The organism is Pseudomonas sp. R15(2017) (assembly GCF_002112685.1).
Lineage (GTDB): Bacteria > Pseudomonadota > Gammaproteobacteria > Pseudomonadales > Pseudomonadaceae > Aquipseudomonas > Aquipseudomonas glycinae.
Window position 1 is genome coordinate 109,663 of record NZ_NEII01000012.1, and the last position, 13,167, is coordinate 122,829.

Below are 13,167 nucleotides of genomic sequence, written 5' to 3' on the forward strand. Positions count from 1 at the left end.
TGAAGCGTGAAGTTGGCTGGTGGTCATTGCACTCAGCGATCCATGCGCGGCATCGCCGCAATCGGCTGGATTTGCCGGGAAGCCTGCGCCGAACACCAGCGATTCCTGCCTTGCTGTTTCGCCTGATAGAGACAAGTGTCCGCCGACTTGAGCAAACTGGCCGGGGTCACCGTCTCGTCTACCGGATAGCGGGTGGTGATCCCGGCGCTCGCGGTGACATACCCCAGCGGGTGCGCGGCATGTTCAATCTCCAGCGAACGAATGGTCTGCAGAATGTCTTCAGCCACCTGAATCGCCCCGGCGCTGTCGGTGTTGGGCAGCAGCACGGTGAACTCCTCGCCGCCGTAGCGCACGGCCAGATCCGAGGGCCGCTTGACCGCTTTGCGGATACCGTCGCCGACCGCGATCAGGCAATCATCGCCGGCAGCGTGGCCGTACTGGTCGTTGTAGCGCTTGAAGTAGTCGACATCGAGCATGATCAATGACAGCGGCGATCCCTGACGGCGTGCCAGACGAATCTCGTCCGTCAGCGCCGCGTCCAGGCGCCGGCGGTTGCCCAGGCCGGTGAGGCTGTCGGTCAGCGCCATGTCGCGCATCGTTTTGTGCGCGGAACGGATCTCCCGCTCCATTGCCATCCGCTGACGCAACTGGCTCAGCACGATGAGCCCGAAACAGGCCAGCACCAGGATCAGGAACACCAGCACGAAACCGTTTTTCAGCAAGTCCTGGCGCCACGGCGCAATGATGGAGTCACGGGATAAACCGGCCTCGACCACCAGCGGGTAGGTAGTCAGGGCGCGATAGCCGTAAAGGCGTTCGGTGTCGTCGACCACCGCCCTGATCTGGACAATGCCCTGGTTGGCGTTGGGCAGGTAGGTCTTGAAGATCTCGCTGTTCGCCAGGCTTTTGCCGACCACCGAGGCAATGAACGGCCGGCGCACAAGGATCGTGCCGTCGCGCATTGCCAGCACCAGCGCGCCTTTGTCATCGATGCGGAAGTCACCGTAATAGTCGACGAAATAACTGACCTTGACCGTCCCCAGCAACACGCCAGCGAACGAGCCGTCGGGGTTATTCAAACGCCGTGAGATCGGAATGATCAGGTCATGGGTGGAACGGCTTTCCACCACCTGACCGATGCGCACGCCTCGGTCTTCATGGGTGCGGTGGTACTGAAAATAATCGCGGTCGGCGTTGTTGGCGGTTTCGGGCGTGACCTCCTTGTCGGTCACGATCCAATGGCCGTCCGGGCCGTAAATGAACAGGCCGTGCAGCTGCGGCATGATTTTCGATTGCTGAATGAGCAGTTTGTGAATCCGCGCCACATCGAGGTTCTGCAACCCATCGCCCTCGACACGCTCGGCCAGCCCCGCAGTCAGCACATCGACCTGGCGGATGGTGTCCTCGGCGTGCTGCGCCGTGGCGCGGGCGAGGTTGGTCACCGAATCACGCGCGGAAGCAAAGACCGAGCGATAGTCGCGCCACGTCCGCCAGCTCTCGACCGCCAGAAAGGCCACAACCACCATCAGCATGAAACTGACGGTCAGCCGAAAGGTCGAGCCGGCGTTCACGCCTTGGCGGGGCGCGCGCGGTGTTTCATCTGGCGTGGGCGCTTGCGTGTTGCGTCCGGGCATCAACATTTCCCTGGAGGTCGTTCTGAGCGGGTGAGCATTATGACAAGGATAGGCGCGAAGGTCGGGCTGGCTGTGTGAACTGCCTGGCAGTTTGAGTGGATTGTCCGCTTTGGGTTGACGGTTAAACGCTTTTCAGACGATTTATCGCTTTAAGGCGAGTCAGTAATCTGTGCCCATCTTGAACGCAAACGCACTTCCACAACTAAAAAGGGATTCACACATGAGCACTCCAACCTACAACCGCCTGAACAAAGACGACGCCGTAGTTCTGCTGGTCGACCACCAGACCGGTCTGATTTCTCTGGTTCAGGACTTCTCGCCAAACGAGTTCAAGAACAACGTACTGGCGCTGGCCGATCTGGCCAAGTTCTTCGAATTGCCGACCATCCTCACCACCAGCTTCGAACAGGGCCCGAACGGCCCTCTGGTGCCGGAACTCAAGGAAATGTTTCCGGACGCGCCGTACATCGCCCGCCCAGGCCAGATCAACGCCTGGGACAACGAAGACTTCGTCAAGGCGATCAAGGCCACTGGCCGCAAGCAGATCATCATTGCCGGTGTCGTGACCGACGTGTGCGTAGCGTTCCCGACCCTGTCGGCGCTGGCGGAAGGATTTGACGTGTTCGTGGTGACCGACGCCTCCGGCACCTTCAACACCACCGTGCAGCAAGCCGCGTGGAATCGCATGACCCAGGCCGGCGCACAGATGATGAACTGGTTCTCGGTGGCCTGCGAACTGCACCGCGACTGGCGCAACGACATCGAAGGCCTCGGCAACCTGCTGTCCCAGCGCATCCCGAACTACCGCAACTTGATGAACGGCTATGCCGCACTGACGGCGCATCAGAAATAACCGGATGCCGGATGGACGAAAGCCTGCTTTGAAAAAAGCAGGCTTTCGTCGTTTTTACCGCAAACAGCAGAGCAGGGTGCTCGTCGCCTCAAACCGTGACGACAATCTTCCCGACCTGCTGATTGGCCTCCAGAAAGCGATGCGCTTCCTGAATATCATCCAGGGCAAATGTCTTGGCAATGATCGGTCTCAGCGCACCCGACGCCAGCCCGTCGCCGATGAAAGTCTTGGCGCGCGCCAAGATGGCCGGGTCGGAGACGATCTCCGTGTAGAGGTAACCCTTGAGGGTCAGGCATTTGCCGAGCACGGTGAACAGCGGGAATGGCGTCGGCTCCGGGCTCAGGGCGCCGTACTCCAGCAGGATGCCGCCCCGGGCCATGCTTTGGGTCAGCGGTTCGAACGACGGGCCGCCCACCGGATCGAACACCACCCGCGCGCCATTGCCGTCGGTCAGCGCCATGACCGCTGCAACCATGTCTTCTTCGTCGCTGACGATCACGTGCGCCGCGCCGGCGTCGAGCAAGGCCTGTTTCTTGGCACGGGTGCGGGTGACGGCAATCGAGGTGGCGCCGACCATTTTGGCGATCTGGAAAGCTGCCAGGCCGACGCTGCTGGAGGCGGCGGTGACGATCACGAAATCGTCCTTGTGCAATTTGGCCTGTTCGACCAGCGCACCCCACGCGGTGACGTATTGCATCCAGGATGCTGCCGCTTGTTCAAACGACAGGTTCTGCGGGTGCTTGACGGTGAGGTGGGCGGGTATGTTGGCCAGTTCGCCGTAAGTGCCCCAGCGCGCGATGTCCAGCGGCGGAATCAGACTGACGGCATCACCGATCTTGAACTCGCTGGCGTTGGCGCCAACCGCGACCACCACGCCTGCAGCTTCGTAGCCGAGACGGCTGGGAAACTCTGCTTCCTGCAGATAGGCGTGATTGCGGAACATCACTTCGGCGCGATTCAGACCAAAGGCTTTGACCTCGATCTGCACTTCGTCCGCCGCAGGTGCCGGGACGTCGACGTTTTCCAGTTTCAGGACGCTCGCGTCACCGTATTCATGAATCCTGACAATGCGTGCCATCTGTACTTCCTCGGTTATCGATGATATTGCACCGACGTGATCCGGTGCCATGGACGCCAATTTAGGCTTTGGTCTGCTCCGGATAAAGTCCTGTGATGGCAGCAGCCTGTTAACGCCGCCCAGTCCGCGTACTCACATCCACCCAAACCGCCAACACCAGAATGCTGCCCTTGACGATCATCTGCCAGTAGCTGTCGACGTCGAGCATGGACATGCCGTTGTCCAGGCTGGTGATGACCAGGGCGCCGAGGAGGGCGCCGTAGACTGTGCCGGAACCGCCGCGCATCGAGGTGCCGCCGATGAAGCAGGCGGCGATGGCGTCGAGTTCGCCCATGCTGCCGGCCGAGGGTGAGCCAGCGGCCAGGCGTGCAGTGTTGACCACACCGGCGAGGGCGCACATCACGCCCATGATCCCGAAGATCCAGAGCTTCACGGCCTGCACATTGATGCCGGACAGACGCGTCGCTTCCATGTTGCTGCCCACGGAATAGACGCGTCGGCCGAACACGGTCTGGCTGGTCACGTAGCTGAAGCCGCCCAGCAGGATCAGCAGAAGCAGGACCGGCACGGGAATGCCGTCATAGCTGTTGAGGGTCTGGACGAAACCGGCCAGCACCGCGCCGATCAGCAACACGCGTGCCACGTCTCGCGCCAGTGAATGTGCCGCGAGGCCATGAAGGGCGCGATTGCGTCGCTGTTTCCAGGTCAGTAACAACGTCAGTGCGAACAGCAGTACGCCCAGACCCGCGCCGACCGTATGGGGCAGATAACCCTGGCCAATGTAGACGAGTTCCGGCGACACCGGCGCAATGGTCGTGCCGCCGGTTATTCCCAGCAAAATCCCCCGAAAAGCCAGCATGCCTCCCAGCCCCACGATGAACGACGGAATGCGCAGGTAAGCAGCCATGTATCCATTGGCGAGGCCGATCAGCAGTCCGCACACCACCACAAGGCTCAGGTTCGCCAGCAGCGGTATGTGATAGACAACATCGAGAATGGCTGCCACGCCACCGAGCAGGCCCAGCAATGAGCCGACCGACAGATCGATCTCGCCGCTGATGATCACCAGCACCATGCCGCAGGCGAGGATCCCGGTGATGGACATCTGGCGCAGCAGGTTGGAGAGGTTGCGTGGTGTCAGGAATCCACCCTCGGTCTGCCAACTGAAGAACAGCCAGATCAGCGCCACGGCAAACACCAGTGCGAGCATCTTGTAGCGGGTGAAGAGTTGTTTGACCTGATTCATTTACGCGGATTTCCGAGCTTTATTGTTATGGCTGTCAGGCTGGCTGAGTGCGGCGGCGAGCACCTGTTCCTGAGTGAGTTCGCGGTTGATGAAATCGCCCTGCAACCGGCCTTCGCCGATGACCAGTACGCGGTCGGAAACGCCGAGCACCTCGGCCAGTTCCGAAGACACCATGATGATCGACACGCCTTCGGCGGCCAGCATCCCCATCAACTTGTAGATCTCGTACTTGGCGCCGACGTCCACCCCTCGGGTCGGCTCGTCGAGAATCAGCACCCGGGGCCGGGTCAGCAGCATCTTCGCCAACACGGCTTTTTGTTGGTTGCCCCCGGACAGGCTGGTGATCGGCAGGAACGGGCTCGCGGTCTTGAGGTGCAGGCGCGAAATTTCCCGGTCGATGCTGCCCAGTTCGGCTTCGGCGTCGATGCGGGTCAGTTTCGAGAAACTGTCCAGCACGGCCAGGGTGATGTTCTGGCCGACACCCAGGTCGGGAATGATCCCCTGACGCTTGCGGTCTTCGGGTACCAGGCACACGCCGGCGCGGATTGATTTGAGCGGCGTGCAGGTGTCGATGAGTTGGCCGTCCAGCCAGACTTCGCCTTCGTGGCGACCTGGGTAGGCGCCGAACAGCGCGGTCACAAGCTCCGTGCGGCCTGCACCGACCAGCCCGGCGATGCCGAGGATTTCCCCGCGTCTGAGGCTGAACGAAACGTCGTCGACCCGCTTGCGTTTGGGGTTGTCGACGTCGTAGCAGGTGATGTGGCGCGCCTCGAAAATCACCTCGCCGATGTCGTGGGGTTCGGTGGGGTAGAGGCTGCTCATTTCCCGGCCGACCATCTGGGTGATGATCTGTGGAATATCCATATCCGCCATGGCGGTCGTGGCGATGTGTTTGCCGTCGCGGATCACCGAAATGGTGTCGCACACGGCGGCCACTTCATCGAGCTTGTGGGAGATGTAGACGCAGGCGACACCCTTGGCCTTGAGGTCGCGGATGATGTCCAGCAACACCTCGATTTCCGAACGGGTCAAGGCAGATGACGGCTCGTCGAGGATCAGCAGGCGTGCCTGCTTGTTCAGGGCCTTGGCGATTTCCACCAGTTGCTGATAACCGCCACCGTACTGCGAAACCGGCAGCGACACGTTCATGTCCGGCACTTTCAGTTCACGCATCAGGGCTTCGGCGCGATGGATCATCGCCGGGTAATTCATCCGTCCACCCGGCAGCGTCAGTTCATGACCCATGAAAATGTTTTCGGCCACTGACAGATCGGGAACTAGCGTCAGTTCCTGGTGAATGATGACGATACCGGCGGCTTCCGTTTCGCTGATCGACTGCGCCTTGAGCGGCTGACCGTCCCAGAGGATTTCACCGTCCCAGGTGCCATGGGGATAAACCGCAGACAGGATTTTCATCAGCGTGGACTTGCCGGCGCCATTCTCGCCGCACAGCCCGACGCACTCGCCCGGCCGGACCTTGAGGTCGATGCCATTGAGCGCTTTGACACCGCCGAAGGTTTTGACGATGCCGTTCATTTGCAGCAGAAAGTCGGACATGGCAGAGACTCATAAGCGACAGATACTGGACTGATCCCGCAGGCGTAAAACGCCTGCGGGGGCATCACTCAGTGAGTGTCACTGTCCGGCGATCTGCGCCTTGGTATAGAAGCCGTCCTGTTCCAGCAGCTCGATGTTGTCCTTGGTCAACGGAGTCGGGGTGAGCAGGATGGTGTCGACTTTTTTGCTGCCGTTGTCGTATTGCGAGCTGTAGGCGGGTTTCTCGTTGCGCGCCAGTTGCACCGAGAGTTTGGCGGCTTCGGAGGCAATCAGTTTCAGCGGCTTGTACACCGTCATGGTCTGAGTGCCGGCGATGACCCGCTTGACCGCTGCGAGGTCCGCGTCCTGCCCGGAGATCGGCACCTTGCCGGCCAGTTGCTGAGCCGCCAGGGCCTGAATGGCGCCGCCGGCCGTGGCGTCGTTGGAGGCGACGATGCCGTCGATTTTGTTGTCGTTGCGGGTCAAGGCGTTTTCCACAATGCTCAGCGCCTCGGTCGGGTTCCATTCCTTTACCCATTGCTGGCCTACGATCCTGATATCGCCCTTGTCGATGGCCGGTTGCAGCACCTTCATCTGACCTTCGCGCAACACTTTCGCGTTGTTGTCAGTGGGCGCGCCACCCAGCAGGAAGTAATTGCCCTTGGGCGCTGCGTGCAACACGCCGCTGGCCTGCATTTCGCCGACCTTTTCGTTATCGAAGGAGATGTAGGCGTCGATATCGGCGTTGAGTATCAGGCGGTCATAGGACACGACCTTGATCCCGGCTTTCTTCGCCTCGGCAACGGCATTGGTCAGTACGGTAGCGTTGAACGGCACGATGACGATGACATCGACGCCACGGGAAATGAGGTTTTCGATTTGCGAAATCTGCTTCTGCTCGTTGGCATCGGCCGACTGCACGAAGACCTTGGCGTCCATTTTTTCCGCTGCCGCAACGAAGTAATCCCGGTCACGGGACCAGCGTTCCAGCCGCAGGTCATCAATGGAGAAGCCGATTTTAGGGTGGGCAGCGTCAGCCATAACCGGCAGCGAAAGCAACGCCAGGGCGCCGGCAAACAGCGTGCGTTTTACATTCTTCATGGTGGTGCGTCCTTTTATTTTTGTTTGAAAGACACGGCCTGACGATGAATATCGGGCTGGTGGAACTGTAGAGAATCAGTCGGCGAAACGGACTACAGATTTGTCGCGCAAATGTCACAGCGCCCGCAGTCCCCATTGGCGATCAGCGATAGAGGAACCGGTTGACGACGTTTTCGAGCATTTCCTGCCGACCGCTGACGGCCTGCGGGTTCAGTTCGTTGGCGAAGGCGTGCTCGGCCAGGGACTGGAGATTGAACTCACCCGCCAGCACCGACTGGCCGAAGGGCTGCTGCCAGCCGGCATAGCGTTGGTCCTTGAGCCGTTGCAGCTGGTCGTTCTGGACCATGGCGGCGGCCCGCTCGAGCGACAGGGCGAGGACATCCATGGCCCCGACGTGACCGTGAAACAGATCGACCTCGTCGAGGCTCTGGCGGCGCACCTTGGAATCGAAGTTGAACCCGCCATTGCCGAAACCGCCGGCCTTGAGGATTTCATAGGTGACCAGGGTCATCTCCTCGACGCTGTTGGGGAATTGATCGGTGTCCCAACCGTTTTGCGGGTCGCCGCGGTTGGCATCGATGCTGCCGAAAATCCCCAGCGAGACGGCCGTCGCCACCTCGTGATGAAAACTGTGACCGGCCAGAGTGGCGTGGTTGGCCTCGATGTTGACCTTGATTTCCTTTTCCAGACCGAACTGCTGGAGAAAACCGAACACCGTGGCGCTGTCGTAATCGTATTGGTGCTTGGTCGGTTCCTGCGGTTTGGGCTCGATCAGCAGGTCACCTTTGAAGCCGATCTTGTACTTGTGCTCGACCACCATGCGCATGAAGCGCCCCAGTTGTTCGCGCTCGCGTTTCAAGTCGGTGTTGAGCAGGGTTTCGTAGCCCTCGCGACCGCCCCACAACACATAGTTGGCGCCCTTGAGGCGTTGAGTCGCGTTCATGGCGCTGAAGACCTGGGCCGCGGCGCAGGCGAACACTTCAGGATCCGGGTTGCTGGCGGCGCCAGCGGCAAAGCGCGGATTGCTGAAGCAGTTGGCGGTGCCCCACAGCAGCTTGATCCCGCTTTCTTCCTGATGCCGTTCCAGGTGATCGACCATTTGGGCGAAGTGGTTGCGGTACTCCTTCAGCGAATTGCCTTCGGGGGCGACATCCGTGTCATGAAAGCAGTAGTAATCGATACCCAGCTTGGAGAAGAACTCGAACGCGGCCTGCGCTTTGCCGATGGCCAGTTCCATCGGGTCACCGGCGTGTTGCCACGGGCGCTTGAACGTCCCGGCACCGAACACGTCGGAGCCCGGCCAGACAAAGGTATGCCAATAACAGGCGGCCATGCGTAGGTGTTCGCGCATGGGCTTGCCGAGGATGATTTTGTCGGCGTCGTAGTGGCGGAAGGCAAGGGGAGAATCGCTGGCAGGACCTTCGTAGCGGATCCGCTCGATATCGGGGAAGTACGGCATTGGCAATGTCCTTGTTGTTCTTGGTTGTTGTTCTCGGTTGTTGTTCTTGGGGCGTGTCCCGATACTAGCAACGGCCCTGTGCCTGCCGATTACGAAAATCACCAACACGCAGTGCGATTTTGCGTATTGAGATTCGCCCTTTGCGCGCCTAGTCTGTGCAAACCGCCTCTACGGCAAGGGGCCCGGAACAAGCCTGAAAACAATGAAAACCGTACCGCCTGTTCACCGCATCGCCCTGTTGTTCAACGGGAGCAAGATCTATGACCGCGGCATCATCAGCGGCATCGGCAACTACCTGAGCAGTACGCGCGCGTCCTGGGACCTGTTTCTGGAAGAGGATTTTCTCTGCCGCTTGAAAGGTATCGAGCGTTGGCAAGGTGACGGGATCATCGCCGACTTCGACGATCCGCTGATTGGCGAGGCGCTGGCCGATATCAAGTTGCCCGTGGTAGCGGTGGGTGGTTCTTATCAGGATGAGCGGGCCTATCCCAAAGGCATCCCGTACGTCGCGACCGACAATAACGCGCTGATCACCATGGCTTACGAGCACTTGATCGAGGCCGGGTTGCAACGGTTTGCCTGTTTCAGTCTGCCTGAGGCGCAGGCCAATCGTTGGGCTCAGGAGCGCGAAAAGGCCTTTCTACGATTGATGCAACGGGACGGCTTGCACGGCGAGGTCTATCGCGGCATGGGCACCAGCGCGCCGCTGTGGGACAGCGCCGTCGAACAGTTGATCGCCTGGCTGCAAAGCCTGCCCAAGCCCATTGGCATCATCGCAGTCAGTGACGCCCGCGCCCGGCAGTTGCTGCAAGCCTGCCTGACCGCCGGCATCGCCGTTCCGGAACAGGTGGCGTTGATCGGCATCGACAACGACCCGCTGACTCGCAGCCTGACCCGGGTCCCGCTAAGTTCGGTGATCCAGGGCACTGAAACCATGGGCCGCACCGCCGCGCAACTGCTGCACCAGATGCTGCACGGCAAACCGTCAACGGGCGCGCATGTCCTGATCCCGCCCGAAGCGATCAACGTCCAGGTGTCGAGCTTGCATCAACCGTTGGGCAACCCCTATGTGATGCAGGCGCTGCTGTTCATCCGCCAATATGCCTGCCAGGGCATCAAGACCGCGCAAGTGGCGGCCTATGTCGGCGTGTCGCGCTCATCGCTGGAGTCGCACTTTCGCACGGTGCGTGGTTGCAGCGTGCATGACGAGATTCTGCGTTTCAAACTGGCGGCGGCCACTCGTGGGCTGGAAAAAACCGACACGCCGATTGCGGACGTTGCCCGCAGTTGCGGTTTCAAATCCGCGCAGTACCTGCACACGGTGTTCCGTCGAGAGTTCGGGTGTACGCCCCGTGAATATCAGCAGGGCGCCCGATAGACGGCCACTCAAAAGCGATCCAGCCGATAGGGCTCGCGCACCGGCAGAATACGAGCCGTGTCCTGCGCCGACGGCAACACCATCCCCCCAACCATCTCCGCCGTCACCGCCGCCTGCGTCAGTCCCAGATGCTGATGCCCGAACGCAAGCAGCACTTTCCCGTCACACACCCGATCAATCACCGGCAACGAATCCGGCAGCGACGGTCGAAAGCCCATCCACGGTGTGGCTGCCTCGACACTCAAGTCCTCACGAAACAACCCTTGGCTCAATCGATGCAACTGCCAGGCGCGGGCCATGGTCGGAGGGGCGTCGAGGCCGGCGAATTCGACGGTGCCGGCCAGGCGCAGGCCCTCGGACATCGGGGTCATGATGAATTTGCGTTCCAGCGAGGTGACGGGGAAAGGCAGCCGGTTGTGTTCGTGTGGCAGCATCAGGTGATAGCCGCGCTCGGTGTCCAGCGGTACTTTTTTGCCAGTCAGTGCAGCGGTGAGTTTTGCCGAGTGGGCGCCACAGGCGATCAACACCTGGCGAGCGGACAGGGTGCCGGTTCCGGTCTTCAGGTCGACGCCATGCTCGTGCAGTTGCCCGCCCTGAACCGCCTGTTTCACAAACTGTACGCCACTGGCTTTCGCCGCTTCCACCAACTCACGCACGACGCGGTAGGGATCGATGAAGTGCCCGGTGTTCGGGAAAAACAGTCCGCCCTGAATCTGTTCGCTGAGTTGCGGCGCGGTCTCGCGTACCGCTCCGGCCTGCCACCAATCGACTGGCACTTGTTGCTGTTGCATGCGTCGCTGCAGTGCTTCGAGTGCCGGGCGTGAGTCGGGTCGTTCGAACACCAGCAGCGAACCTTCCATCTTCAACAGCTCGGGGCGCTGAATGTCGTTGAGCAAGCGGTGCCAGGCGTCGAGCGAGCTTTCATTCAGCGCCCGCAACCCGGCAACGGTGCGCTGGAACGGTGCCGAGCGCAGGTTCAGCAACAGCCGCGCAAACCAGGGCAGGGCCCGGGGCAGGTATTTCCAGTCCAGGCGCAGCGGCCCCATCGGGTCCATGAGCATGGCCGGCAGGCGTTTGAGGATCGAGCGGTCGGCAATCGGAAACACCTGCTCGGTCGCCAGGTGCCCGGCGTTGCCGAACGAGGCGCCGTGGCCCGGTTCCTGCGGGTCGATCACCACCACCCGCAAGCCCTGACGGGCCAGGCGCAAGGCGCTCGCGACGCCGATGATACCGGCGCCGACCACGGCGATGTCGTGCGGGTTATTCGGCATTTTTCGCGGTTTCCCTTTGGCCATCGAGCAATCGACGCAGCGACAGTGGATTGGCGTGTTTAAGCGCGGTGGGCAGCAGGCTGTCGGGAAAATCCTGATAGCAGACCGGGCGCAGGAAACGCAGAATTGCCGCCGTGCCCACTGAGGTGGTGCGCGAATCGGAGGTCGCGGGGAACGGCCCGCCATGCACCATCGCATCGCAGACTTCAACGCCGGTCGGCCAACCGTTGACCAGCAGGCGTCCGGCCTTGCGCTCCAGGGTTGGCAGCAATGCGCGGGCCTGTTGCAGATCCTCGTCATCCAGGTGCAACGTGGCGGTCAGTTGGCCTTCCAGCTGTTCGAGCACCTGACGGATCTCAGCGTCGCTGGCGCATTGCACGATCACGGACGCGGCGCCGAAGGCTTCGGCCTGCAAGGTGTGGTCGGCGAGAAAGTCAGCGGCGTCGGTGACGAACACATGGGCCTGGCCCTGATTCGGATCCGTCGCGCGCTGGCCGACGGCGGCAATGCGCGTCCGGGTATTTTCCGCGAGAGCATTCACGCTGGATTCGTAGGCGTTGAAGATCCCCGGCGTCAGCATGGTCTGCGCGGGGCTGCGCTGGATCAGTTCGCTGGCGGCGCCAATAAAGGCGTCCAACGCCGGCCCCTTGCGGGCGATGACCAGACCGGGATTGGTGCAGAACTGACCGGCGCCCAATGTCAGCGAAGCCACAAAACCCTGGGCCAATGCCTCGGCGCGATTTTGCAGGGCTGCCGGAAACAGCAACACCGGATTGATCGAACTCATTTCCGCGTACACCGGAATCGGCTCGGGCCGGGCTTGTGCCGCTTTGATCAGCGCGAGCCCGCCACTGCGCGAACCGGTGAAGCCGACTGCCTTGATCCGTGGATCGCTGACCAGCGCAATCCCCACTTCACGACCGGAGCCGTACAACAACGAGAACACACCATCCGGCAAACCACAGGCCTTCACCGCCCGCGCCACTGCACGTCCGACCAACTCGCTGGTGCCGGGATGGGCGCCGTGGGCCTTGACGATCACCGGGCAACCGGCGGCCAGTGCCGAAGCGGTATCGCCACCGGCCACCGAGAACGCCAGTGGAAAGTTGCTCGCACCAAACACGGCCACCGGGCCCAGTGGGATCTGGCGCTGCCGCAGATCCGAACGCGGCATCGGCTGGCGTTGCGGTTGCGCGCTGTCGACTCGCACATCCAGCCATTCACCGGCTCGCACGGTGCGGGCAAACAAGCGCAGTTGCTGGCAGGTGCGGCCCCGCTCGCCCAGCAGGCGCGGGCGCGGCAGGCCGGTTTCGGCCAGGGCGCGGTCGATCAGTTCGTCGCCCAGCGCTTCGATTTCGCCCGCGATGGTTTCAATGAATTCGGCCCGTGCCTCGAGCGATGTCTCGCGATAACGGTCGAGCGCCGCCCAGGCCAGTGCGCAGGCCTGCTCGACATGCTCGGCAGAGCCGCCGGCGTAGCCCGGCTCCAAAGGCAAGTTGGTGGCCGGATTGATCCCGTGGATGACGTCGCGGTCGCCGGTGAGGGTTTGCTGACCGATCAGCAGTTGGCCCGTCAGAGTCATGGCGCATTCCTTATCAATAAAACAGGTCA

The 13,167-nt window shown here is 61.5% G+C and carries 10 protein-coding genes; 2 read left to right on the forward strand and 8 right to left on the reverse strand.

Features of this window, described 5'->3' with window-relative positions; translation table 11 throughout:
* Positions 1 to 32: 32 nt before the first annotated feature.
* Positions 33 to 1,634 carry a sensor domain-containing diguanylate cyclase gene (locus CAF77_RS23130; protein ID WP_085655392.1) on the reverse strand — a complete coding sequence of 534 codons (1,602 nt, stop codon included), beginning with the start codon at positions 1,632 to 1,634 and terminating at the stop codon, positions 33 to 35.
* 220 nt (positions 1,635 to 1,854) lie between these two features.
* On the opposite strand from CAF77_RS23130, the gene ycaC reads away from it, so the two are divergent.
* Entirely contained in the window at positions 1,855 to 2,487 is a 633-nt protein-coding gene (gene ycaC, locus CAF77_RS23135; protein ID WP_007958138.1) for an isochorismate family cysteine hydrolase YcaC, read from the forward strand.
* An 88-nt stretch (positions 2,488 to 2,575) separates the two neighbouring features.
* On the opposite strand, the gene CAF77_RS23140 is transcribed toward ycaC, so the two are convergent.
* From CAF77_RS23140 to xylA, 5 genes are all read right to left on the reverse strand, one after another.
* Positions 2,576 to 3,565: a zinc-dependent alcohol dehydrogenase family protein gene (locus CAF77_RS23140; protein ID WP_085655391.1), complete on the reverse strand. Its 990-nt coding sequence runs from the start codon at positions 3,563 to 3,565 to the stop codon at positions 2,576 to 2,578.
* A 109-nt stretch (positions 3,566 to 3,674) separates the two neighbouring features.
* Entirely contained in the window at positions 3,675 to 4,811 is a 1,137-nt protein-coding gene (locus CAF77_RS23145; protein WP_064381980.1) for a sugar ABC transporter permease, read from the reverse strand.
* On the reverse strand, positions 4,812 to 6,368 hold the full coding sequence (gene xylG / locus CAF77_RS23150; protein WP_085655390.1) for a D-xylose ABC transporter ATP-binding protein: 1,557 nt from the start codon (positions 6,366 to 6,368) through the stop codon (positions 4,812 to 4,814).
* Positions 6,369 to 6,446: 78 nt separating this feature from the next.
* Positions 6,447 to 7,448 carry a D-xylose ABC transporter substrate-binding protein gene (gene xylF / locus CAF77_RS23155; protein ID WP_085655389.1) on the reverse strand — a complete coding sequence of 334 codons (1,002 nt, stop codon included), beginning with the start codon at positions 7,446 to 7,448 and terminating at the stop codon, positions 6,447 to 6,449.
* A gap of 142 nt (positions 7,449 to 7,590) precedes the next feature.
* Positions 7,591 to 8,907, reverse strand: coding sequence for a xylose isomerase (gene xylA / locus CAF77_RS23160; RefSeq protein WP_085655388.1), 1,317 nt, complete (start codon positions 8,905 to 8,907; stop codon positions 7,591 to 7,593).
* Positions 8,908 to 9,109: 202 nt separating this feature from the next.
* Between xylA and CAF77_RS23165 the strand changes: the two genes are divergently transcribed.
* The gene (locus tag CAF77_RS23165; RefSeq protein WP_085655387.1) at positions 9,110 to 10,285 is read left to right on the forward strand and encodes a DNA-binding transcriptional regulator; all 1,176 of its coding nucleotides are present in this window, start codon (positions 9,110 to 9,112) and stop codon (positions 10,283 to 10,285) included.
* Positions 10,286 to 10,293: 8 nt separating this feature from the next.
* Here the strand turns inward: CAF77_RS23165 and CAF77_RS23170 are convergent, their stop codons facing one another.
* Positions 10,294 to 11,556: an FAD-binding oxidoreductase gene (locus tag CAF77_RS23170; protein WP_085655386.1), complete on the reverse strand. Its 1,263-nt coding sequence runs from the start codon at positions 11,554 to 11,556 to the stop codon at positions 10,294 to 10,296.
* The gene (locus tag CAF77_RS23175) at positions 11,546 to 13,138 is read right to left on the reverse strand and encodes an aldehyde dehydrogenase (NADP(+)) (protein ID WP_064381974.1); all 1,593 of its coding nucleotides are present in this window, start codon (positions 13,136 to 13,138) and stop codon (positions 11,546 to 11,548) included. The genes CAF77_RS23170 and CAF77_RS23175 overlap by 11 nt, the downstream gene beginning before the upstream one ends.
* Positions 13,139 to 13,167: the final 29 nt, after the last annotated feature.

Bases quoted from the DNA above. Each gene is read 5' to 3' on its own strand.
- xylF (WP_085655389.1), bottom strand. From the start codon at position 7,448: ATGAAGAATGTAAAACGCACGCTGTTTGCCGGCGCCCTGGCGTTGCTT.
- CAF77_RS23140 (WP_085655391.1), bottom strand. From the start codon at position 3,565: ATGGCACGCATTGTCAGGATTCATGAATACGGTGACGCGAGCGTCCTG.
- CAF77_RS23130 (WP_085655392.1), bottom strand. From the start codon at position 1,634: ATGCCCGGACGCAACACGCAAGCGCCCACGCCAGATGAAACACCGCGC.
- CAF77_RS23145 (WP_064381980.1), bottom strand. From the start codon at position 4,811: ATGAATCAGGTCAAACAACTCTTCACCCGCTACAAGATGCTCGCACTG.
- ycaC (WP_007958138.1), top strand. From the start codon at position 1,855: ATGAGCACTCCAACCTACAACCGCCTGAACAAAGACGACGCCGTAGTT.
- CAF77_RS23175 (WP_064381974.1), bottom strand. From the start codon at position 13,138: ATGACTCTGACGGGCCAACTGCTGATCGGTCAGCAAACCCTCACCGGC.
- CAF77_RS23165 (WP_085655387.1), top strand. From the start codon at position 9,110: ATGAAAACCGTACCGCCTGTTCACCGCATCGCCCTGTTGTTCAACGGG.
- CAF77_RS23170 (WP_085655386.1), bottom strand. From the start codon at position 11,556: ATGCCGAATAACCCGCACGACATCGCCGTGGTCGGCGCCGGTATCATC.
- xylG (WP_085655390.1), bottom strand. From the start codon at position 6,368: ATGTCCGACTTTCTGCTGCAAATGAACGGCATCGTCAAAACCTTCGGC.
- xylA (WP_085655388.1), bottom strand. From the start codon at position 8,907: ATGCCGTACTTCCCCGATATCGAGCGGATCCGCTACGAAGGTCCTGCC.